The sequence below is a fragment of the Pseudomonas sp. HN8-3 genome (assembly GCF_020790195.1).
In the GTDB taxonomy this organism is placed as follows: Bacteria; Pseudomonadota; Gammaproteobacteria; order Pseudomonadales; family Pseudomonadaceae; genus Aquipseudomonas; species Aquipseudomonas synxantha_A.
The window spans coordinates 1,187,595-1,211,099 of sequence record NZ_CP086206.1 but is presented as its reverse complement, the minus strand read 5'-3'; the positions used below and the strand labels follow the sequence as shown (position 1 = coordinate 1,211,099).

Below are 23,505 nucleotides of genomic sequence, written 5' to 3'. Positions count from 1 at the left end.
AGTCATCACCCGTTACTGCTGACCGACATCGGTTTTTTGTTGCGGCCCTCGATCATCTGGAAGTTGAACTGGCGCTCCGGCTTTTTCTCGAGCACCAACTGGCGACCGGGCAGGATGTGGTGCTTGGTGGTGGCCTCACAGTCGGTCTTTTTCGCCACCGAACAATCGCGGAACTCATCGAGCACCACCACGCTGTTGCCCGCATTACGCAGGGTGTACTGGCTGCTGGTCTCGCTGATTTGCGTATCGAAACGGGTGTCCTTGGGCCTGACGAAAAACACCGTGCCGTAGCCCGCCATGACATTGACCCCGGCCGCCAGCGCGTCTTTGTACTCGGCACGCTCTTGATCGGTCACGGCAAAGTCATCTTCCTTTTCCGGTACCACCGGGATGAAGCGCACACGAAAGTAACGTTCGGTGTCGCGTTCGCCCATGTACAGCAACCGTGTGCCCTGACGCCCACCGGCCGGTACGATCAGGCGCGCCGGGCTGGCCATCAGGCCGTCGCGATTGGTGGTGCTGCCTTTGGCGTCGGTCATCGACGCGACGGGCACTTCCCGGGACGTGCCGTCGGCGTTGTAGACGATCTCCAGCACATTGACCTTGATAAACGCGGTACTGGTGCCGCCGTTGTAGACCCGCTTGAGGTAAGAGCTGCGGTCGCCGTCCAGATAGTCATAGACCACCCCAACGTTGATCGCCGGCCCCGCATGAGCACCCAACGACATCAGGAACAGCCCCACCGCTAACACTGCATGTTTCATGTTTGATTACGCCTTATAGATTGAACCCAGCCAACGGCTGATATACGGCCAGTGCCCACTCAGACTTCTGAATCCCAGATCACCGTGACCACGCCCGAATAGGTGCTGCCCGGATGCTCGAGCATGTCTTTGACGTCGCCGCTTTCGACTTCAAAGTGCAGTTTTCCGGAGCGGTTGTTCACATAAAATACCGGCTGGAACAGCTCGGTGCCCACGCCATCCAGGCGCAGGGGCAGCTTGTTGACGGCTTGCCCGGCCTGGTCCTGCATGCCAAATGGCAGGCTGACAGCCACCTGCAACGGCACCTGGTCCCCCGCGCCGTTGCGCAAGCCACAGGTGTTGCCCACCGCAAGGCTGCATTCGAGCTGCATCTTGAAACGCCCACTGGCGGAAATGACGAAGGTCTGGTCACGGAACAACCGCGCTGGCTGGCGCCCACGGTTGAGCCAGGCTTGCCAACCGCCTTCGGGTAGCAACTCGATACGGTTGCCGCCCGGCGGGAGATCAACCTTGAGCTCGTGCTCCACCGACAATTGAAAATTGAAAGTCAGGGCGCTTTCAGTCGACGCCATCACGTCACCGAAATCAAAATCCCCGCCCGGCCCGATGCTGTAAGTCAGGGAGCCCCGGTATTCGCCGCTGGCCATGCCTAGCGGGTTAGGGGTTTTGAGTTCGTAGCCGTACTCCAAGTGGTTGTAGGCCAAGCGCGGAAAAGTGGTGCCCGGGTTTACCGTACAAGCCCCCACGCCCTCCGGGACGATCCAGAAAAACAGTGCGAAATTGGCGGATGCCGCCAAGTAGTTAACCCCCTGGCAGGGAGGCGCACCGTACGTCCATAGGTAGCTCCAACCGGTCCCTCCGTTGGCCCACCCGCTGACGCCAGGAGGGCGCGGCACATCCCAACGTGTACCAATACCCGCAATGCGCATTTGAACGGTTTCAACCTCACCCGTCCCGACATGGGTCACCTGCACATCACGCCAAGATGAAGGCACTTTGAAATAGGCGCCTTTTCGCGGATCTTCATGGTTGGCCTCGATCGGCTCTACCGAGTTTGCCCTGAATGCCGGATCACGAATACTGAAGGTATTCAGCGCCTCACACCTGGCTGGTACGTGCCACGCACACACGCCACTGTGGGGCGTGGTGTTCTGAAACTTGTTGACCATCGGGTTCGACGGGTCAGGACGAAACACCGCCGTGATGTTTTGCACCAGCGCATGCGCAGGCAGGCTCATGCTGACCAGCGCCAGCGCGAACGCACACTGCTTCAAGCCTGTTCTTGTTGCGTTTTTCACGTTCATAAAAATCCAGTCCATGCCATCAACCAGCGGTTTCGGCGTTGTGGGTCGCTTCTGCGAGCGTGTCCTTGGTGCAGCGCAAATCGCCGATCATCAACACGTCACTTTCATTCGGTGCGTTAGCAGGATCCAGGCGGAACTGACAGAGCAACTGGTTTTGGTAGCGCACTTGCAAGGTGGGTGCGCTGGAACTCATTTCCATCGAGAAGAACCCGTCCACTTCGCTGACTCCACGGCTGGCATGGTTGATCACGTGATGGCCCTTGAGCGGTGCACCACGTTCATCCAACAAGCGGCCGAGCACGGTGACGGTTTTCATCACGGTGATTTTCCGGTAGTCCACGCCGCCTTTGTTCAGGTGATAGCTGGCGCGGGTCGGCTGGATATTGGCGGCGGGCGGGTGATTGCCTTCAAAATCGAAGCTCACGCTGCTGCTCTTGTAGGCCGAGACCGGCACGTAGTTGCGCCCGGGCCGCAAGATGGCGCCGCCACCGCCCAGGTCGTCGGCGCGCAGAGCGATTTCATCGAGGTCGGTTTCCACGTCGATGATCATCCCGGCACCGTTACCCTGGTATTGGCTGCTCAGCAGCATCTTGCCGGCACCGGCGACAAAGGTGCTGTTGAGGTTCAAACCACCACTCAGGTCGCCATTGAAGGAGCTGCGCTGCACAAAGCCGTCGCCACTGAACGCGTCTGTATTGAAGCTGGCCATGCCCGACAGGCCGACACCATAGGTATCGGTGATCGCTGTCGCCGAGACGCTTTGCAGCGCGTGGTCGGTGAGGTCCTGGCGCAGGGTCACCGAAGCGTTATTGTCGCGCCCGCCATCACGGGCGGTACGGGTGCCGATGCTGCCGGAAATCTGCCGGCCATCGCGGCCCAGGTTCATGCTGACGCTCACGTCCACGCCGCGATTGCGCGCATCGTTGGTGCCAGCGCTACCGGGCCGATCGAACACCGAGAAGCGCCAGTTGGCATCGCTGCCGAACAGGTTGTCGTGGCGGCTCCAGCCCAGGTCCAACCCCGCGCCCTCGATATTGCCCTCACTGTGGGACAGGCGCATGTTCAGGGTGTTTTTCGCGTCGAGGCGGTGGTTGACCGACAACGCGGTGTTGCTGGCCTCGCCCACGAAGGTATTGCGGCGCAGACGCGTACCGTCCGGCAGTGTTTCGTAGGTGTCACGCGTGTCTAGCCAGCTGCGGTTATGGCTGAACACCAGGTTGGTTGAGCCCAAGGTGTAGAGCCCTTGCAGGTCCATGCCGGTGCCATGTTCCTGGGTCTGGTACAGGTTGGCATAGACGCTGGTGTTGTTGGCCACCGTCCAGTCCATCGACCCGCCGTACTGGAGTTGCTCGCGCACCTGGCGGGCCGACAGGCCAAGGATCACGCGCGGGTGTACCAGATAGTTGAGCGACGCACCGGCCGTCATTGCACCCGAAGCCTGTTCGTCCCAGTTGCTGAACAACTTGGTCTCGCGCCCGGCGAACAGGTTGTAGCGCCAGCGGTCTTCGGCGTTGCGCCAGTTACTGGGCTTGTACACCAGCTCCTGGGTGGTGCTGGTGGTGAGGCCGTCTTCCACCAGGCGCACTTCCACTTCATAGATGCCGCCGGGCAGTGGCCGTGTATCGAGGGTTTGCAGTCCTGCCGCTACCGCCTGGGTATTGATCAGCAAGCCGTTGCGGTAGATCTCCACCGCCGCTTGACGGTTGGCGGTAACGTAGATCGGATACACGCTGGGCTTGGAATTGTTAATGGCCAGGCTGTCGGAGCTGCCGTACATCAGACCCAACGCCGTATCGGGGCTGGCGCCGAAGCTGCGCAGTTGACGGGTCAGGCCGTCGGAATTGGGGGTGAAGTGACCCAGGCGGAAAAATTGCCCTTCGAGTTCGCGCTGGGTGTACAGCTCGTGAATCGCGTGGCGCATGGGTTCGTTGTCGCCACTCTGACGCGCCAGTTGCAGGTTGAATACCTGGCTCCAGTTACCCACGCTGGAACTGGCTTGCAAGCCATAGCGACCGCCCAGGCTGTCTTCCTGGCTGCCGTTGAGGTTGAGCTGGTTGTTAATGATCAGCCCCAGGCTGCCGCCTTCGGGCTGGTCATAGAAACGCGGAATGTCGTCACTGCGTTCGACGTCCTGGGTCAGGATCGACAACTGGGAGTTTTCCAGGTTGTAGAACGCCGAGATCATTTTTTCCGGGCAGGCCTGGGTGCAGGCGCCCAGGGCCACGCCTTTTTCCAACACGGCTTGCCAGGTATCACGGGTAGCGGCCGGGACTTTGCTGTCGCCGGTGTCGGTAAATTCGAGCAAGGTCACGCGATCATCCCGTGACAGCACAATCAGAGCCTCGCCCAGCGGTTGCTGGTCAAGGTCCACACGCACCGCCAACGGCACGTCGAAAAAGTGATCACTGAAACCTGCGGGCAGGCCTTGGGCCTGGGTAATCAAGCTGCCAGGGGTTGCAGCGCCGGAGGCAGCGGGTGCAGCCAGCGCACTCGTACACATCAACAGCGCAAGCGCAACCGCGATAGGCGTCATCGGAAACATGGACGGATACCCTGAATGCCAAGAGATAAAAAAACCAGGTCGGCGGACAGAGAAGGGAATCAGCCGACCTGCAAGTGAATGCCCGTGATTAACAGGCACTCATTGGCATCACAGGGCTGGCAGTACGGCGTCGAATACCACCGGAATGGTGGTGGTGTAGGCACCGCGCTGAGTCGCCGTAGGCTTGGCGGCAGCGATGCGCATTTCCGCACCCACGCCTGGGGTGGAGTCGGCTTCGTTGACCACTTCCTGTGGCGTGCCGGTGAGGGTCACCCCGTTGAGGGTGGTGGTAACCGGGATGTTCTGCGCGGCATCACCGTTGAACAGCACCGCCGGGCCACCTTCGATGTAGGCGGCAACCGAACCGTTGGTGTTCTTGATGTCGTAGATGGCGCTCAGGGGAGCCAATTCACCGCTGACCAGGTTGTAGGTCATGGTCTCGTCACGGCCCCAGTTCGGATCACGCGGCTGGGCGTGGAACACGGTGGTCGGGATGTTTGCCTTGAGGTTGACGGTGTGGCTGGCTTCACCGGCAGCGATAGCGGTTACCGAGGAAGACAGCGCCAGAACAGCCAGGGGAACAGCAACAGCAAACTTCTTGAACATGGTCAATACCTGTAGTTGACAACATTGATTGGTTCATTGCCAAGGAGATCCCTAACAACGAATTACATTGCCGATTAGTTGGAACAAGCAATGCCAAACAATGATCAATCGAAACTAGAGGCAGGTATGCAGGCGCATTCTAAAATGAGCGTAGCCCTTGTAAACAGGAGTCGAGCGAAAAAGATGGCATTTCGCCAAAACTTTAAAAGTATCCGTAGGAAACAGGCTACACACTTAAAAACACGATAAGGAAGTTACTGTAAGACGCAGACCACACTAACTCAAAAGCGCCTGCACAACCACGAGCCAGATAAGAATTCGAGTCATGACTCTAATTAAAGTTATAACTCTATAAATAGAAAAGATCCAATCGGACTTGTTTCACTTATGACCGAAACCCGTGCCTACCCCGTTGACCGTTGGTCGCCAAGGACTACCATTTCAGCAAAGATATATCTTAAGTTATATCTAAACCTGTTCAGAGGACTTGCGCATGAAACACGAGCATCGCGGCGAATTTGAAAAACGCGGCGGCCGCGGCCCACGGGTATTCGCCCCCGGCGACCTGAAGCTGCTGCTGTTGTCATTGATCGCCGAGCAACCTTGCCATGGCTACGACCTGATCCGCCGCATCGAGAGCCTGTTCGACGGCGCCTACAGCCCCAGTCCCGGCGTGATCTACCCCACCCTGACCTTTCTTGAAGAGAGCGAGCTGATCAGCGGCGACGCCGATGGTGGAAAAAAACGCTACACAATCACCGACGCCGGTCGTCTCTTCTTAAGCGAACAAGCCGTTGCCCTGGATGGCGTGCGCATGCGCCTGGATGTCAGCAAGCGCTCGCTGCGTGGCCACGACCGCCCACCCCAGATCCATGAGGCGGTGCACAACCTGCGCCACGCCTTGCATTCGCACAACGGGCACTGGAGCCCGGAAGAAATCATTCGTGTCGCGGCGCTGCTCAATCGCACCGCTCAAGCCATTGCCGACGGGACAGACCAATGAACACACAAGCCATTCATCGCGTGACCCACGAAATCAAACGCCGCCGCCTGGAAGTTCTGCGGGTGGTGGACATCACCCCGCGCATGCGCCGCATCACACTGGGCGGGCCTGAGCTGGAGGGCTTTATCAGCCTGGGCAGCGACGATCACATCAAACTGCTGTTCCCGCAGAACGCCGCCGAGCAAGCAGCGCTTGAAAGCCCGACGTTCGCCATCAAGGGCGACGGCCCGCAACCGGCCATGCGCGACTACACGCCACGGCGCTACGACCTGGAAACCGGCGAGCTGGATATCGACTTCGTGCTGCATGGCGATGGCCCTGCGTCCACCTGGGCCGAGCAGGCGCAGGTCGGGCAGCACCTGTATATCGGTGGGCCACGGGGCTCGATGATCGTGCCGGACATTTTCGACAGCTACCTGCTGATCGGCGACGAAACTGCCCTGCCCGCCATTGCGCGGCGTCTGGAGGAGTTGCCCGCTGGGCGCAAGGTGCTTGCGGTGATTGAAATCGCCGATGCGGCGGAGCAACAGACGCTGCAAAGTGCGGCCGATGTGGAGGTGATCTGGGCGCTGCGTGGCCACGATGACCTGCTTGAGGTGGTGCAAAACCTGACGCTGCCCGACGGCACGCTGTACAGCTTCGTGGCGACCGAAACCAGGTTGTCGCGCCAAGTACGGCGGGTGTTGCTGGACACCCACAAAGTCAATGAGGAATACCTCAAGGCCGTGGGTTACTGGCGCGCCGACGGCAGCCCGCAAGAGTGAGTCAGGGCCGGGGCTTGATGAATTTATCCAGCCCCACCATCACCAACGCTATCGCCACAAACCCCGCAAGAATCCCCCCGGCATTCACAAACACTTGTGGATAACCGAGGCGGTCCACATCGATGAACGGGTACTGATATTGCCCAAGCAAATGCCCACGCATCAGCACATACGCGAAGTACATCAATGGGTAAATCACCCAGGCGCCGATGTGCTTGAGGCGCAAAAAACCCTTGGGCACACAGCGCCACCAATAAATCAGAAACAGCAACGGCATCACGTCGTGCAGCAATTCATCGGCGATAAATTGAAAGCCTTCAGGGCTCCACAAATGCCGCAGCAGCAGGTTGTAGGCCAGGCTTACCACCACAATGCTCACGGCGACTCCACTGCTGATGTGAGGTGCCAGGAAAAACCGTTTGCCGGCTGACTCCCGGTTGACCCAGGCATAGCTCAACACCACCACCACCAGGGTGTTGGTCAACACGGTGAAGAAACTGAAAAAACTCACCAGCCCACCCAGCAGACTGGCTTCAATGGACCAGCGTGAATAAAGGATCAGGTACTGCTGGATCGCCAATCCCACCCAGCCGGCAAGCGCCGCCGTCGCGACAAAACGCTTCATGGGTTCAGTCCAGCGGGCGTTTGGTGCGCATCAGCTTGACGTACAACCCTTCGACTTTTTCCCGCGCCCAAGGCGTCTTGCGCAGGAAGGTCAGGCTCGACTTGATGCTCGGGTCGCTCTTGAAGCAGCGGATATCAATACGTTCGGCCAAGCCGCTCCATTCGTAATGCTCCACCAGGGTGGTGAGCACGTGTTGCAGGGTCACGCCGTGGAGCGGGTCGTTGCTTGTCGCGGTCATGCCGGGCCTTTTGCAAAAAGAGGAAACACAGCCGCGCACCTTAGCCGACGAGGCGTGTAGGTGGAAGCATCGCATTGAATATAGCCCGCCAGGAAAAGTTCCCCTTCCAGACGAAAAAAGAGATGTTATATTGTAACTATATCTATCAGACGTTTTGCCTAGGAATATCCGATGTCCCTGCCTTCTCTCTGGCGCTTGTCCCCTCTCGCCGCCGCCTTGTTGATCAGCTCACAAGCCTATGCCCTGGAACTGCCCCCCCAAGTCGTTACTGGCAACCCGCTGGGTAGCGAACAATTGGCCTCGCCCACCACTGTGCTGGAAGGTGATGAGCTGACCCTGCAACAAAAAGGCAGCCTCGGCGAAACCCTGAACAAGCAGCCCGGGGTGTCATCGTCGTATTTCGGCCCAGGCGCCAGCCGCCCGATCATTCGCGGCCAGGATGGCGACCGTATTCGCATCCTGCGCAACGGCGTGGGGGCGCTGGATGCGTCGTCGCTGTCCTATGACCACGCGGTGCCGCTGGACCCGATCAATGTCGACCGTATCGAAATCGTGCGCGGCCCCGCAGCACTGCTGTACGGCGGCAGTGCCATCGGTGGCGTGGTCAACACCTTCGACAACCGCATCCCCACCGAGGCCATCGAAGGCATCCACGGTGCGGGGGAACTGCGCTACGGCGGCGCCGACACCACCCGCAGCAGCGCGGGCAAGCTGGAGGCCGGCAACGGCACATTCGCCTTGCACCTGGACGCCAATGCGCGGGAATTCAACGACCTGAAAATCCCCGGTTATGCGCGCAGCCGCCACGCGCCGGAGAGCGAAAACGGCCCCGGCAAAAACGGCCGCCTGGGTAACAGCAACGGGCGTCAGGACGGCGGTGCGGTGGGTGGTTCCTACACCTGGGATGATGGTTACGCGGGCCTGTCCTACAGCAACTACGACAGTAATTATGGCTCCCCCGCCGAGCAGGATGTACGCATCCGCATGAAGCAGGATCATTACGCCTTTGCCTCCGAAATCCGCAACCTGCAGGGCCCGTTTACCTCGGTGAAGATCGACGCGGGCTACACCGAGTATCAGCACCGCGAAATTGAAGGCGGCGAAACCGGCACCACCTTCAAGAACAAAGGCTATGAAGCCCGAGTGGAGGCGCGTCACCAGCCCATCGGCCCGTTCGACGGCGTGGTCGGCGCCCAAGTGACCCGCAATGAATTTTCGGCCCTGGGTGAGGAAGCGTTCGTACCGCAGACCGATACCAACGCTGGCGCCCTGTTTATTCTGGAAGAGATGCAAGCCACCGAGCGCTTGAAACTCAGCCTGGGTGCGCGCCTTGAGCACACCAACGTCGACCCGGATGGCAAGGGCAATGCGCGCTTTGCCACTGCGGATAAATCCAACGACTTCACCGCAGGCAGCCTGTCGTCGGGTGCGGTCTACACGCTTACGCCAATCTGGTCGGTGGCCGCGACGCTGGGCTACACCGAGCGCGCCCCGACCTTCTACGAGCTGTATGCCAACGGTGCCCACGTCGCCACCGGCACCTATGAATTGGGCGACGCCAACCTGTCGAAAGAAAAGGCCGTGTCCAGCGACCTGGCCCTGCGTTTTGACAATGGCACCCATAAGGGCAGCTTTGGCGTGTTCTACAGCCGCTTCTCCAACTACATCGGTTTGCTCGGCACTGGCCGCACTTTGAACGACGAGGGTGAAGAGGATGCTGGTGGTATTCCCGAGTACGGCTACTCCGGCGTACGTGCGCGTTTCGCCGGTTTCGAAGCCCAGGATCACTGGAAGCTCGGCGAAGGCGCCTACGGCAAGTTCGCTCTGGAACTGTCGGGCGACTACACCCGCGCCACCAACCTGGACAGCGGCGAAGCCTTGCCGCGCATTGCGCCCCTGCGTTTGAACAGCGGCTTGCTGTGGGAACTGGATCGCTGGCAGGCACGTATCGATGTGGAACATGCTGCGGGCCAAGGGCGCGTGCCGGATAACGAGAGCGGCACCGATGGCTACACCACTTTGGGAGCAAGCGCGGGGTATCGCTTCAACGTCGGTGGCAGCCAGTGGCTGGCGTTCGTCAACGGTGAAAACCTGACCAACCAGACCGTGCGCTACGCCAGCTCGATCCTGCGCGACATCGCACCGGCACCGGGGCGCAGTGTGCAGTTCGGCATCCGCACCACCTTCTGACCAACACCGAAAACCCTTTGTGGGAGCAAGCCCCCTCCCACATTATTAGCCAGCGACTATCTGTCACTGTTACCAAAACTGAAATGATGCATCTTGCGATTCACCCTTTCTCAAAACGCCCCGCCGCATTATCCTTCGCAACAATCTGAAACGCTTCACCTCCCGGTCGCCCCATTTGCCGAATCTCTTCCTGCATAAAGACAGCGCTGTCTTGAATCGACCAGCGCCGGGGGGTTTATTGCCCGCCTGTGGATAACCGAGTTATCCACAGAAAAAACCAAAAATAACGATGAACCAAGCCCGAGCCGAATCGTCATCTACAGTGAGTGAAGCACGGGGTTACATAATTCCAACGTAACGGAGAAACACACTATGAGCACTGATGGTGCCTCAAGCCCAAGCCGCCTGTTGCCCAGGCTGCTGGGGGTCTTGCTGCTGATCATGGGGCTGGCCTTGCTGGCCGGCGGCGTCAAGCTGAGTATGCTTGGCGGGTCGCTGTACTACCTGCTGGCCGGTATCGGCATTGCCCTGACCGGCGTGTTGCTGCTGGCTACCCGCCGCGCTGCGCTGGGCCTGTATGCACTGGTGTTGTTCGCCAGCACCGTGTGGGCCCTGTGGGAAGTGGGCCTGGACTGGTGGCAGCTGGTGCCGCGCCTGGCCCTGCTGTTCGCCCTGGGCATCGTCATGCTGCTGCCGTGGTTTCGCCGGCCATTGCTGCGTGGCCAAGCCGCGCCGCTGGGCACTGGCGCGCTGAGCGTGGCCGTGGTGCTGGCGGGCGCAACCGCCCTGGCCAGCCAGTTCACCAACCCAGGTGAAATGGTCAAGACCGGCCAACTGGACCGCGACGCGGTACCCGGCATGGCCAACGCCGCACCCTCCCAAGCCGATGGCGACTGGAACTCCTATGGCCGTTCGGCCTTCGGCGACCGTTACTCGCCACTGGCACAGATCACTCCGGAAAACGCCCACAAACTGGTGCCGGCGTGGACCTATCGCACCGGCGATATCCCGGGGCCGAACGATCCGGGTGAAACCACCGCGGAAAACACCCCGCTGAAAGTCAACGGCATGCTCTACGTGTGCACGCCGCACAGCCAGGTGATCGCGCTGGACCCGGACACCGGCAAGGAAATCTGGCGCTTCGATCCGAAGATCAGCAGCCAGGGCGCCGAGAACTTCAAGGGTTGGGCGCACATGACCTGCCGTGGCGTGTCGTATCACGATGACGCCGCCTACGCTTCCGAACAGAGCCCGACTGGCAGCGCTAGCCCGGCTGCGGCACCGTCTGCCTGCCCGAAACGCATCTTCGTGCCGACTGCCGACACCCGTCTGATCGCCCTGAACGCCGACACCGGCAAGATGTGCGAAGACTTCGGTGACAAAGGCCAAGTCGACCTGCGCGCCAACATCGGCAGCTTCGCCCCAGGCGGCTACTACTCCACTTCGCCACCGGCCGTGACCAAGAACCTGGTGGTGATCGGCGGTCATGTGACCGATAACGTTTCCATCGACGAGCCTAGCGGTGTGATCCGCGCGTTCGACGTGCACACCGGCAAGCTGGTGTGGAACTGGGACAGCGGCAACCCGGACGACACCACCCCGTTGGCCGAGGGCAAGACCTACACCCGCAACTCGCCGAACATGTGGTCCATGTTCGCCGTGGATGAAAAACTCGGCATGTTGTACCTGCCGATGGGCAACCAGATGCCCGACCAGTACGGCGGCGACCGTACCGATGATTCCGAGAAATACGCAGCGGGCCTGACCGCTCTGGACATCGACACCGGCCACGTGAAGTGGACCTTCCAGTTCACCCACCATGACCTGTGGGACATGGACGTGGGCGGCCAGCCTTCGCTGATCGACATCAAGACTGCTGACGGCGTCAAGCAAGCGGTGATGGCATCGACCAAGCAAGGCAGCATCTACGTGCTGGATCGCAGCAACGGTCAGCCAGTGGTTCCGATCAACGAAATCCCTGTACCGCAAGGCGCAGTGGCTGGTGATCGCACCTCCCCGACCCAACCCAAGTCCGACCTGAACTTCATGCCGCCGCCCCTCAAGGAGCGTGACATGTGGGGCGTGACGCCGTTCGACCAACTGATCTGCCGGATCGACTTCAAGTCGATGCGCTACGACGGCCCATTCACCCCGCCGTCGCTGCAAGGCTCGATCGTGTACCCAGGCAACTTCGGCGTGTTCGACTGGGGCGGCATCTCGGTTGACCCGGTGCGTCAGATCGCGTTCGTGAACCCAAGCTACATGGCGTTCAAATCGAAACTGATCCCGGCCGCCGACATCGCCAAGCAAGGCCCGCGCGTCAGCGAAACCGAAGGCGTACAGCCGAACAAAGGCGCACCGTACGGTGTGATCCTTGAGGCACTGCTGTCGCCGATGGGCCTGCCGTGCCAGGCGCCAGCGTGGGGCTATGTGGCAGCGGTCGACCTGACCAACCACCAGACCATCTGGATGCACAAGAACGGCACCGTGCGTGACAGCTCGCCGGTCCCGATCCCGCTGACCATGGGCGTGCCTAGCCTGGGCGGTACGTTCACCACCGCCGGTGGCGTCGCGTTCCTCAGCGGCACCCTGGACCAGTACCTGCGTGCCTATGACGTGAAAAACGGCAAGCAACTGTGGGAAGGCCGCCTGCCAGCAGGCGCGCAAACCACCCCGATGACCTACACCGGCAAGGACGGCAAGCAATACGTGCTGGTCATGGCCGGCGGTCACGGCTCCCTGGGCACCAAGCAGGGTGACTATGTGATGGCGTTCAAACTGCCGGATTAAGCAGCACCGGCGATAAAAGCAAAGGCGGCTACCTCACAGTAGCCGCCTTTTTTTATATCCGTGTCCTGTACATCAGCCACAGGATGCTAGCGGGTATGGCAAATATCTATCCAAACCTGTCATGGTTGACAGGTTTTAACTGCGCAAAAATGATTTAGCCTCCCGCTCGAGATTGCTTTAGCTCGCGCACCGCTTACGCAATACCTAGGCGCACGGATGAAATTTTAAATGGAGCTTTTCACTATGACGGACCATAGCGCTGTACAACCAAACCTTTGTATCTCGACAAAAATCCTGGAACTGGAACAACTCGACAGTCCAAGTTTAAGAAAGCTGATCAGCGGGCAAGTGCTTGCCATTCGAGTGCCCGACTTCGCCAACGAAAAAACCAGCGCACGGCTGATTCAGAGCATCAGCGAAACCGCCACGCTGGAACAGTACAGCCACGAAACCTACGAGGGCGGGCACGTCGTACAGCACTTCTATGGCGTGCATCGCTGGGGCACGCCGTTCAATTCCACCTATGGCAAGGTTGCGGGCAGTGATGCCCAACGCAAGTATTACGCTGACGCTGCCCATATGCGCAGCCTGATCGACCGTATTTGCGCCCCGCAACAACCGCCCATTCAAGACTTGATGGAGCAGTTCCAGAGCATTTGGCCGCAAGGCGCACAAGCCGCTGCATTCCAGGGCCAACCGATGTTCTGTGGGATCATCCGCGCCATGTTTCCCGAGACGGCGCACCTCTCGGAAACGGTTCCCCATGTTGATTGCCTGCCCCTGTCGATCGCGGAACTGGAACACCAATTCAGCGCCAATATTTATCTGGAAACGCCGCCATCAGGCGGAGAGTTGATCATCTGGGATACCGAGGCCTTTGCCTATGCCGAGGTCAAGCGTTTCGAAGGTGCCCAGCTACCCGAGGAGCGCTTGCAAAAGCCGTTGCGTATCCAGCCGCGCAAGAACGAATTGGTGATCATCAATACTCGCCGTCCCCATGCCATTTGCGGATTCGAATCGGGCAAACGTATCAGCATGCAGTCGTTTATCGGCTATACCGCTGGCAAACCGTTTTATTTCTGGTGCTGATACTTTTAACCCTCTTGCAAATGGACATCTTTTTATGACCCCCGAAGAATTCCGTCGCCATGGCTACGCCATGATCGACCTGATCGCAGACTATCGAGAAAACATCGAGCAACGCGGCGTGCAGCCCACCACGGTGCCCGGCGAAATCAAGGCCGCCCTGCCAGCGAGCCCGCCTGACAGCGCCGAACCGTTCGAACAGATCATGGGCGATGTCGAAAAGCTGATCATGCCCGGGCTGCTGCATTGGCAGCATCCGAGTTTTTTCGGCTTCTTCCCTTCCAACGTGGAGCTGTCTTCGGTGCTGGGCGATTGCCTGAGCACTGGCCTGGGTGTGGTGGGCTTGTCCTGGCAATCCAGCCCGGCCCTCACCGAAATCGAAGAAGTGACCACCGATTGGCTGCGCGACATGCTCGGCCTGAGCAGCGCCTGGAGCGGCGTGATCCAGGACTCCGCGTCCACCTCCACCCTGGTGGCCCTCATCAGCGCCAGGGAGCGCAGCTCCGATTACGCGCTGATGCATGACGGCCTGCAAAACAGCGGCGCCCCCCTGATCGTCTACACCTCAGCCCACGCCCATAGCTCGGTCAACAAGGCGGCGATCCTGGCCGGATTCGGCCAGAACCATATCCGCACCATCGCCACCGACCAACACAATGCAATGTCGCCCCAGGCATTGGCGCACGCCATCGAACAGGACCTGGCCGCCGGCAATCGCCCCTGCGTAGTAATTGCTACCACCGGGACCACAGCCGCCATGGCGATCGACCCTCTGGATGCGATTGGCGACCTGACACAACGCCACGGTGTGTGGCTGCATGTGGACTCGGCCATGGCCGGCGCTGCGATGATCCTGCCGGAATGCCGGGCACTGTGGCAGGGCATCGAAAAAGCCGACTCCCTGGTGCTCAACCCGCACAAATGGCTGGGCGCGGCCTTCGATTGCTCGGTGTACTTCGTGCGCGACCCCGAGCATTTGATTCGCATCATGACCACCAACCCGAGCTACTTGCAGTCCAGTGCCGACGGCCAAGTCAGAAACTACCGCGACTGGCGGATTTCATTGGGCAGCCGCTTCCGCGCCCTGAAGCTGTGGTTTCTGATACGCGAACAAGGCGTCAGCGGCTTACAGGCGCGGCTGAGGCGCGACCTGGCCAATGCACGCTGGCTGGCTGAACAGATCGAAAGCAGCGCGCAATGGAAACTGGTGGCCGCGCCAGCCCTGCAAACCCTGTGTATTCGCCATGAACCGCCAGGGCTGAACGGTGAGGCGCTGGATCAGCACACGCGGGCCTGGGCAGAAAAACTCAACCAGTCCGGTCATGCCTATGTCACCCCCGCCCTCCTCGGAGAGCGCTGGATGGTGCGGGTGTCCATCGGTGCATTGGGCACCGAGCGCCAGCATGTCGAACGGTTATGGACGCGGCTGCAAAGCCTGGTCGCTGAAACGCTGCCAAAGTAGCTCCCTCGCCACGGTTTAATGCTCGTCTGCTGTGTCTAAACAGACACCCGCGCACGGCGCATCCAGCGCTCGAACGCCATGGCATTCAGTGGCCGGCTGATCAGGTAGCCCTGGGCCGTGTCGCACTGCCAGTGCTTGAGCAGGGTGAGGCTGTGCTCGAACTCCACCCCCTCGGCCACGACCTTGAGGCCCAGGTTGTGGCTCATCTCGATGGTGGAGCGCACGATCACGCCGTCGCCGCTGGTGCTGTCGAGGTTGCGTATGAACGACTGGTCGATCTTCAACTCCTGTACCGGCAGGCGCTGCAACTGCGCCAGTGATGAGTAACCGGTACCGAAGTCGTCCACCGACAGGCTGATGCCGCAGCCGCGCAGTTGTTCCAGCACGCTGAGGGCTTGCTGTGGATTGTGCATGATGGCGCTTTCGGTGATTTCGAAAAGCAAATGCTCGGCGCTCACCTTGTATTGGATCAATAGCGCAGTGACGCGAATGGCCAAGTCGTCATCGACCAGGTCGTTCACCGAGATATTCACCGACAGTTGAATCACCAGGCCACGCAGCGCCCATTCGGCAATCTGGCGGATGGCCTCTTCAATCACCCATAAGGTCAGGGGCCCCATGCTGCCGGTGCGTTCGGCCAGGGGAATGAATTCTGTGGGCGACACTTGCCCAAGGGTCGGGTGTTGCCAACGCAACAAGGCTTCCGCCTGGCCCACATGGCCGTGCTTGAGGTCAAGCTTGGGCTGATAGCACAGGAACAACTCGCCTTCGACCACCGCCCGGCGCAGATCGCGGATCAGGGTAATCTGGCGTTGGTGAGCGAGGTCGCGATCAGGCTGGTAGATCTGCAAATGCCCCGGCATGGTGGCCGCGTCATGCCGAGCGATGGCGGCGCGGTTGATCAGTTCCTCGACCTGCTGACCGTCTGCGGGATACGCGGCAATACCGATGCTCACTTCATGACGCACTTCATCGTTACCGATGCGCTGGGGTTCGGTCAGCAGCCCGTACACGCGGTCGGCACGGGCGACGGCGGAGTCGATTTCGGTGTTTTCCAGCAACAGCAGAAACTCACTGCCGGCAATGCGCGCGGCGGTGTCGCTGGCCAGCAGGCTCATGGACAGGCAGCGGCTGGCTTCGCACAACATTTCTTCCACACCCTGGGGGCCGAAGCCTTCGTTGATGACCCGATAGTTTTCAATCCCCAGGTACAGCAACACCACCGGCCGCCGCGCACTGATCGCACTGCCCAGACGCTCCATGGCCAGGGCGCGATTGGGCAGGCCGGTGAGCGCATCATGCAAAGCGTTATGGGCCAACTGTCGTTCGCGCACGGCGATGCCGCTTTGCATGGCATTGAAAGCGCGGGCCAAGAGGCCGAACTCATCGTGGCTGCGCACCCGCACCGGCGTGTGGTAGTCACCGGCGCCGATCCGCTCAGCGGCCCGCACCAATGCATTGAGCGGGCGTGATACACGCCGCGCAAGAAATAACGCCGCCCCCAGCGAGACCAACAGCACCGCCACGGCAATCACCAGAAACTGCCGGTCCAGCGGTGCGAAGGATTCCAGGGCGTGGTCCAGCGGGCTTTGCAGCAACACGCGCACTTCATCGCCTTCGCCGCTATTGGCCAAGGGCAACACCTGGCTGAGCACGCGCTGGCCATGGAACCCTTGGACCCGCGCCTGCGGATCGATTGACGTACCCAGCAGCAGGTCGATAACGCTCGGGCGCAAACTGCCCGGCTGGGTCGTGAAGAGCTGGCCGACATGGCCGCCTTGTACGCTGAGAAACGACACCTCAAGGTTGCTCATGGAGCGCAACTCATGGGCAAATTGCGTATCCATGGGAAAGCCCATGATCACTCGGGCGATGGGCGCGGGTTCAAGGACTTCCTTCTGCACCAGCAAGTAGGGGCGCCCAGCCATGGCGACGATCAACATTTGCTGGCCGCTGCGGCGCGCGCTGCGCAATGCATTGGCATAAGGGAACGCCTCCCCTTGCGTCATCGCCAGCAAGGTACTGACCATGACCCTGTCATCCAGGCCCAACACGAACACTTCGCTGGAATTGACCCCCGTACCGTGGCGTCCCAAGGCCTCCAGGATCGGCACAGTTGCGCCACCGGCCACGGCCTGCTTGAACGGGCCATCGATGGTGAGCCAGTCCAACCCATATTGCAGGCGGCGGCCGCGCAGGTCCAACAAGCGCTCGAACACCTGCCGCCCAGTGTCCAACTGCACCTGGGCCTGGTTCTCCACGGCGCGGGTAGTAGCGGCCTTGACGGCGAAATACGTGGCCGCCACGACCACCAGCAACAACAGCGCCAGTACTCCGGCAATCCGGGTTTGAAAGGTGTGACGCCACTGCAATGCCGCACCCGCCGGCCGCGCTCGGCGTTCTGTGCGGTGCGTTGCGTCTCTCATATGCATCCCTGCCGGTTGCTGAGCTGGCGTCAAAAAAACGTCCATCCTTAAAGAGAATTTTGTTTAGGCTAGATTAGCTTGGACAAGGCATAAGTAAACCCAATAAATACGGCACCGCTAGCGTCATATTATTGACTAAAGCACTGGGGCAGCATCATTTTGGTAATTTCATGCAATATGTTGCTATCTCACCCCCACCATTGAAACCACCGCTCCCCCGCCCCATCTAACCTGCATACTCCCTTATGCAGGTGCCCCATGAGCGACCAGCAAGACGTCCCTGATTACGACCTCAACGATTACGCCGACCCCGAAAACGCAGAAACCTCCTCGTCCAACACCGGCCTGGCGCTTCCTGGGCAGAACCTGCCGGACAAGGTCTATATCATCCCGATCCACAACCGGCCGTTTTTCCCGGCGCAAGTGCTGCCGGTGATCGTCAATGAAGAGCCGTGGGCCGAGACCCTGGAGCTGGTGAGCAAATCCGACCACCACTCCCTTGCCCTGTTTTTCATGGACACGCCGCCTGAAGATCCGCGGCACTTCGACACCTCGGCCCTGCCGCTGTACGGCACCCTGGTCAAGGTGCACCACGCCAGCCGCGAGAACGGCAAGCTGCAATTCGTGGCCCAGGGGCTGACCCGTGTGCGCATCAAAACCTGGCTCAAGCACCATCGCCCACCGTACCTGGTGGAGGTCGAATACCCGCATCAGCCCAGCGAGCCCACCGACGAGGTCAAGGCCTACGGCATGGCGTTGATCAATGCGATCAAGGAACTGCTGCCGCTCAACCCGCTGTACAGCGAAGAGTTGAAGAACTACCTCAACCGCTTCAGCCCCAACGACCCGTCGCCGCTCACCGACTTCGCCGCCGCCCTCACCTCGGCGACAGGTAATGAGCTGCAGGAAGTGCTGGACTGCGTACCCATGCTCAAGCGCATGGAAAAAGTGCTGCCGATGCTGCGCAAAGAGGTCGAAGTGGCGCGGCTGCAAAAAGAACTGTCTGCCGAAGTGAACCGAAAGATCGGCGAGCACCAGCGCGAATTCTTCCTCAAGGAACAGCTCAAGGTCATCCAGCAGGAGCTGGGCCTGACCAAGGACGACCGCAGTGCGGACGTCGAGCAGTTCGAGCAGCGCCTGGAAGGCAAGGTGCTGCCGGCCCAGGCGAAAAAACGCATTGATGAAGAATTGAACAAACTGTCGATCCTGGAGACCGGCTCGCCGGAATACGCCGTCACGCGCAACTACCTGGACTGGGCTACCTCGGTGCCGTGGGGCGTGTACGGCGCAGATAAGCTCGACCTCAAACACGCGCGCAAGGTGCTGGACAAACACCATGCGGGCCTGGATGACATCAAGAGTCGCATCCTCGAATTCCTCGCGGTGGGCGCCTATAAAGGCGAAGTCGCCGGCTCCATCGTGCTGCTGGTAGGCCCGCCGGGCGTGGGCAAGACCAGCGTGGGCAAATCCATTGCCGAGTCCCTGGGCCGACCGTTCTACCGTTTCAGCGTCGGCGGTATGCGCGATGAGGCCGAGATCAAGGGCCATCGCCGCACCTACATCGGCGCCCTGCCCGGCAAGCTGGTGCAGGCACTGAAAGACGTGGAAGTCATGAACCCGGTGATCATGCTCGACGAGATCGACAAGATGGGCCAGAGCTTCCAGGGCGATCCGGCATCGGCGTTGCTGGAAACCCTGGACCCGGAGCAGAACGTCGAATTCCTCGACCACTACCTGGACCTGCGCCTGGACCTGTCCAAAGTGCTGTTCGTGTGCACCGCCAACACCCTGGACTCGATTCCGGGCCCGTTGCTGGACCGCATGGAAGTGATTCGCCTGTCGGGCTATATCACCGAAGAAAAAGTCGCCATCGCCAAGCGCCACCTGTGGCCCAAACAGTTGGAAAAAGCCGGCGTCGCGAAAAACAGCCTGACCATCAGCGACGGCGCGCTGCGCGCGTTGATCGACGGTTATGCGCGGGAAGCCGGGGTGCGTCAGCTGGAGAAGCAACTGGGCAAACTGGTGCGCAAGGCGGTGGTCAAGCTGCTGGATGAGCCCGACAGCGTGATCAAGATCGGCAACAAGGACCTGGAAAGCTCCCTGGGGATGCCGGTATTCCGTAACGAGCAGGTACTGTCCGGCACCGGCGTGATCACCGGCCTGGCCTGGACCAGCATGGGCGGCGCCACATTGCCGATTGAAGCAACGCGTATCCACACGCTCAATCGCGGCTTCAAGCTCACCGGGCAGTTGGGTGAAGTGATGAAGGAATCCGCCGAAATCGCCTACAGCTACATCAGCTCGAACCTGAAGTCGTTTGGCGGTGATCCGAAGTTCTTCGACGAAGCCTTCGTTCACTTGCACGTGCCGGAAGGCGCCACGCCGAAAGACGGCCCGAGTGCGGGTGTGACCATGGCCAGTGCGCTGCTGTCGCTGGCACGCAACCAGCCGCCAAAGAAAGGCGTGGCCATGACCGGCGAACTGACCTTGACCGGGCATGTACTGCCGATTGGCGGGGTGCGTGAAAAGGTAATTGCAGCGCGGCGCCAGAAGATCCACGAGCTGATCCTGCCGGAGCCCAACCGTGGCAGCTTTGAAGAGTTGCCGGAGTACCTGAAGGAAGGCATGACAGTGCACTTCGCCAAGCGCTTTGCGGATGTGGCGAAGGTGCTGTTCTGATAGAGCTCTAGCGCCTGAACCGGCCTCATCGGGGGCAAGCCCCCTCCCACAGGGAACCGGCGTCGTGAATGACAACGCGGTCAAATGTGGGAGGGGGCTTGCCCCCGATGGCGTGAGTGGCCGCGACACATACCCTGCTTGTCACACCCTGCCTCATCTTCGGTTATGCTCGCCCTTCGTCGTGTATAAACGGAGCCTCCATGACCGCTGCCCGCCTGCTTCTCCCCTTGAGCCTTGCCCTGTTGGCCGCGTGCGCCAGTGCACCGAAGCAAAACGTCACCGTGGACAACCAGAGCGCCTGCCCGCTCCAGCTTAAAACCAATCAAAACCTGATCCTCACCTTGCCCAGCAATCCCACCACCGGCTACCGCTGGGCCATCCAGGATTCCGCTGGCGGTGTTCTGCGCGCATTAAGCCCCGAGGTCTATAGCAGCACCGAATCCGGTGTGATCGGCGGCGGTGGTCAATCGACCTGGCGCTTCCAGGCATTCGCCCCAGGGCAAGGCCGTTTGCGCCTGACCTCCCAGCAACCCTGGGAACCGGAAGCCGAACCTGTCGAAACCTTTGACTGCGCCATTACGGTGAACTGATATGCCTTGGCTGATCCTTGCCTTGATGGGCGCCGGTACCTTTATCTACGGCCTGGCGACTCACGCGACGCTGCTGTGCCTGCTGGTCAAGCCACTGCCGGTTCTGGCGCTGCTGGGTTGGCTGCATGACGCACCGCCTACCGACTATCGACGCTGGATCAGCCTGGGGTTGATTTTTTCCGTGGTGGGCGACGTATTGCTCGCCTGGCCGGGTGACCTGTTTATCTTTGGCCTGGGCGCATTTCTGTGTGCGCATCTGGCTTACCTCAAAGCCTATTTCAGCGACTGTCGGCGTCTGGCAATAGTACCGCTGATGCTGGCCCTGGCTGTCGGGGCGATCCTGCTGGGCATCCTGATCTCCCACGGTTTAGGCGAGTTGCTGATACCGGTGGTGGTTTACGCGCTGGTGATCAGCGCCATGCTCTGGCGTGCATTGGCAAGATTGGGCAGCGCGGTACCGCAACGCTCGGCACTGCTGGCGGCAGCGGGTGCGGTGTCGTTTGTGTTTTCCGATACGTTGATCGGTATCAACCGGTTTGTATTGGCCTTCGATGCGGCGCCCTATTTGTTGATCGCTACTTATTGGCTCGGGCAATGGGGCATCACCGCCTCAGCTTTCCATCAGACAACCCGCGCATCCGACGACCAACTTGGCTAAAATGCCGGCCTTTCCCCCTCGTCGCCGGAACAACCGTGAGCAAAGAACCCGATCGCCTATTCGCCCAGCCCCTGCCCCAGGTGCCGGACTTCGCCTTTAACGAGGATGTGGTGCGGGTGTTCCCGGACATGATCAAACGCTCGGTACCGGGCTACCCGACCATCGTCGAGAACCTCGGCGTGCTGGCCGCGCAATTTGCCCAGCCGGGTAGCGTGCTGTATGACCTGGGCTCGTCCCTGGGTGCCGTGACCCAAGCCCTGCGTCGCCATGTGCGCACCGATGGCTGCCGGGTGATCGCGGTGGACAACTCGGCGGCGATGGTCGAACGTTGCCGCGAATACCTCAACGGCCAGGACTCGATGTTCCAGGAGTTGCTGCCGGTCGAGGTGATCGAGGGCGATATTCTCGCGTTGCAATTTGAGCCTGCATCGGTGGTAGCGCTGAACTTCACCCTGCAATTTATCGCCCCTGACGAACGTTTGGCGTTGCTCGGGCGTATCCGCCAATCGCTGCTGCCGGGCGGGGCGTTGATCCTCTCGGAAAAGCTGCGCTTTAACGATATTGAAGAACACGCACTGCTGACCGACCTGCATATCGCGTTCAAACGCGCCAACGGCTACAGCGAACTGGAAATCGCCCAGAAGCGCAGCGCCATCGAAAACGTCATGAAACCCGACAGCCTCGAAGAACACCGCGAACGCCTGCTGGCGGCCGGGTTCTCGAAAGTCGTGCCGTGGTTCCAGTGTCTTAACTTTGCCTCGTTGATTGCCTTGCCATGATTGATTTATCCCCCCTCGCCCGCCATCTGGTCGGCACTCCTTTGGCCGTTTGGGCCCAGGGCCTGCAAGCGCAGCTCGACAGCAAGATGGAAAAAGGTCATGGCGACCTGGAGCGCTGGCAGAGTGCTTTGGACGCACTGCCGAAGATCCAGCCCAGCGAAGTCGACCTGTTGAACGGCCTGGTGCTGGACACCGATTGCGACGACGAAACCCGCGCCCGGATGCACTCGGCACTGATGGGGCTGAGCCCATGGCGCAAAGGCCCGTTCCACCTGTTCGGCGTGCATGTGGACACCGAATGGCGTTCGGACTGGAAGTGGTCGCGGGTTGCGCCGCACTTGAACTTGAAGGGCAAACGCATCCTCGATGTGGGCTGCGGCAACGGTTACTACATGTGGCGAATGCTCGGCGCGGGCGCCGACAGTGTGATTGGCGTGGACCCCAACTGGCTGTTCTTCTGCCAGTTCCAGGCAGTGCAGCGTTACCTGTCTGAGCCCAAAGCCTGGCACCTGCCGTTCCCGTTCGAAGACTTGCCAGCGAACCTGGAAGGCTTCGACACGGTGTTCTCCATGGGCGTGTTCTACCATCGCCGCTCGCCGATCGAGCACTTGCTGGCGCTCAAAGACACCCTGGTCAAGGGCGGCGAGCTGGTCCTGGAAACCCTGGTGGTGGAAGGCGATCAGCAGCAGGTGCTGGTGCCGGAAGACCGTTATGCACAGATGCGTAACGTGTGGTTCCTGCCCTCGGTGCCGGCGTTGATGTTGTGGCTGCGCCGTGCAGGCTTCAGTGAGGTGCGGTGCGTGGATGTGAGCGTGACCACGGTTGAGGAACAGCGTGGAACAGAGTGGATGAAGTATCAGTCCTTGAGCGACTTTCTCGATCCCGAAGATCACAGCAAGACCATCGAAGGGCTGCCGGCGCCGATGCGGGCGGTGATCATCGCCAAAAAGTAACCCCGATCTCCCTGAAGAAACACAGGGCCAAATGTGGGAGGGGGCT

18 protein-coding genes are annotated in these 23,505 nt (G+C 60.4%); 11 read left to right on the top strand and 7 right to left on the bottom strand.

The window, feature by feature from the left end; translation table 11 throughout:
* Positions 1-5: 5 nt before the first annotated feature.
* The 4 genes from LJX92_RS05350 to LJX92_RS05335 form a co-directional block, all read right to left on the bottom strand.
* Positions 6-764 carry a molecular chaperone gene (locus LJX92_RS05350; RefSeq protein WP_148853375.1) on the bottom strand — a complete coding sequence of 253 codons (759 nt, stop codon included), beginning with the start codon at positions 762-764 and terminating at the stop codon, positions 6-8.
* 59 nt (positions 765-823) lie between these two features.
* Complete coding sequence (locus LJX92_RS05345; RefSeq protein ID WP_032877589.1) at positions 824-2,068, bottom strand: hypothetical protein; 1,245 nt, start codon at positions 2,066-2,068, stop codon at positions 824-826.
* A 19-nt stretch (positions 2,069-2,087) separates the two neighbouring features.
* Entirely contained in the window at positions 2,088-4,610 is a 2,523-nt protein-coding gene (locus LJX92_RS05340; RefSeq protein ID WP_228309380.1) for a CS1-pili formation C-terminal domain-containing protein, read from the bottom strand.
* Positions 4,611-4,718: 108 nt separating this feature from the next.
* Complete coding sequence (locus LJX92_RS05335) at positions 4,719-5,216, bottom strand: CS1 type fimbrial major subunit (protein WP_032877593.1); 498 nt, start codon at positions 5,214-5,216, stop codon at positions 4,719-4,721.
* Between the two features lie 493 nt (positions 5,217-5,709).
* On the opposite strand from LJX92_RS05335, the gene LJX92_RS05330 reads away from it, so the two are divergent.
* Both LJX92_RS05330 and LJX92_RS05325 read left to right on the top strand, forming a co-directional pair.
* Positions 5,710-6,219 carry a PadR family transcriptional regulator gene (locus tag LJX92_RS05330; protein ID WP_005785185.1) on the top strand — a complete coding sequence of 170 codons (510 nt, stop codon included), beginning with the start codon at positions 5,710-5,712 and terminating at the stop codon, positions 6,217-6,219.
* The gene (locus LJX92_RS05325) at positions 6,216-6,983 is read left to right on the top strand and encodes a siderophore-interacting protein (protein ID WP_103733390.1); all 768 of its coding nucleotides are present in this window, start codon (positions 6,216-6,218) and stop codon (positions 6,981-6,983) included. Before LJX92_RS05330 ends, LJX92_RS05325 begins: the two co-directional genes overlap by 4 nt.
* Position 6,984: 1 nt before the next feature.
* Here the strand turns inward: LJX92_RS05325 and LJX92_RS05320 are convergent, their stop codons facing one another.
* Positions 6,985-7,608, bottom strand: a complete 624-nt coding sequence (locus LJX92_RS05320; protein WP_032877598.1) for a Pr6Pr family membrane protein — start codon at positions 7,606-7,608, stop codon at positions 6,985-6,987.
* Positions 7,609-7,612: 4 nt separating this feature from the next.
* Positions 7,613-7,846 (bottom strand): VF530 family DNA-binding protein, encoded by a 234-nt coding sequence (locus tag LJX92_RS05315; protein WP_003188882.1) that lies wholly within the window; start codon positions 7,844-7,846, stop codon positions 7,613-7,615.
* 171 nt (positions 7,847-8,017) lie between these two features.
* On the opposite strand from LJX92_RS05315, the gene LJX92_RS05310 reads away from it, so the two are divergent.
* The 4 genes from LJX92_RS05310 (at position 8,018) to LJX92_RS05295 (ending at position 15,374) form a co-directional block, all read left to right on the top strand.
* The gene (locus LJX92_RS05310; protein WP_032877600.1) at positions 8,018-10,036 is read left to right on the top strand and encodes a TonB-dependent receptor; all 2,019 of its coding nucleotides are present in this window, start codon (positions 8,018-8,020) and stop codon (positions 10,034-10,036) included.
* A gap of 372 nt (positions 10,037-10,408) precedes the next feature.
* Positions 10,409-12,826 carry a glucose/quinate/shikimate family membrane-bound PQQ-dependent dehydrogenase gene (locus LJX92_RS05305; protein ID WP_228309379.1) on the top strand — a complete coding sequence of 806 codons (2,418 nt, stop codon included), beginning with the start codon at positions 10,409-10,411 and terminating at the stop codon, positions 12,824-12,826.
* Positions 12,827-13,069: 243 nt separating this feature from the next.
* Positions 13,070-13,915 carry a 2OG-Fe(II) oxygenase gene (locus LJX92_RS05300; RefSeq protein WP_032877604.1) on the top strand — a complete coding sequence of 282 codons (846 nt, stop codon included), beginning with the start codon at positions 13,070-13,072 and terminating at the stop codon, positions 13,913-13,915.
* A gap of 34 nt (positions 13,916-13,949) precedes the next feature.
* Complete coding sequence (locus LJX92_RS05295; protein ID WP_228309378.1) at positions 13,950-15,374, top strand: pyridoxal phosphate-dependent decarboxylase family protein; 1,425 nt, start codon at positions 13,950-13,952, stop codon at positions 15,372-15,374.
* 35 nt (positions 15,375-15,409) lie between these two features.
* Here LJX92_RS05295 and LJX92_RS05290 read toward each other — a convergent pair whose 3' ends face one another.
* Positions 15,410-17,746, bottom strand: coding sequence for a putative bifunctional diguanylate cyclase/phosphodiesterase (locus tag LJX92_RS05290; RefSeq protein WP_228309893.1), 2,337 nt, complete (start codon positions 17,744-17,746; stop codon positions 15,410-15,412).
* A gap of 312 nt (positions 17,747-18,058) precedes the next feature.
* On the opposite strand from LJX92_RS05290, the gene lon reads away from it, so the two are divergent.
* From lon to cmoB, 5 genes are all read left to right on the top strand, one after another.
* Entirely contained in the window at positions 18,059-20,479 is a 2,421-nt protein-coding gene (gene lon / locus LJX92_RS05285) for an endopeptidase La (RefSeq protein WP_032877610.1), read from the top strand.
* A 200-nt stretch (positions 20,480-20,679) separates the two neighbouring features.
* Positions 20,680-21,069, top strand: coding sequence for a protease inhibitor I42 family protein (locus LJX92_RS05280; RefSeq protein WP_078820365.1), 390 nt, complete (start codon positions 20,680-20,682; stop codon positions 21,067-21,069).
* Position 21,070: 1 nt separating this feature from the next.
* Positions 21,071-21,727, top strand: a complete 657-nt coding sequence (locus tag LJX92_RS05275) for a lysoplasmalogenase (protein WP_078820364.1) — start codon at positions 21,071-21,073, stop codon at positions 21,725-21,727.
* Between the two features lie 35 nt (positions 21,728-21,762).
* A complete protein-coding gene (gene cmoA, locus LJX92_RS05270) occupies positions 21,763-22,506 on the top strand; it encodes a carboxy-S-adenosyl-L-methionine synthase CmoA (RefSeq protein ID WP_228309377.1) in 744 nt (247 codons plus the stop codon).
* Positions 22,503-23,459 (top strand): tRNA 5-methoxyuridine(34)/uridine 5-oxyacetic acid(34) synthase CmoB, encoded by a 957-nt coding sequence (cmoB, locus tag LJX92_RS05265; protein WP_032877614.1) that lies wholly within the window; start codon positions 22,503-22,505, stop codon positions 23,457-23,459. Before cmoA ends, cmoB begins: the two co-directional genes overlap by 4 nt.
* The last annotated feature ends 46 nt before the right edge of the window (positions 23,460-23,505 follow it).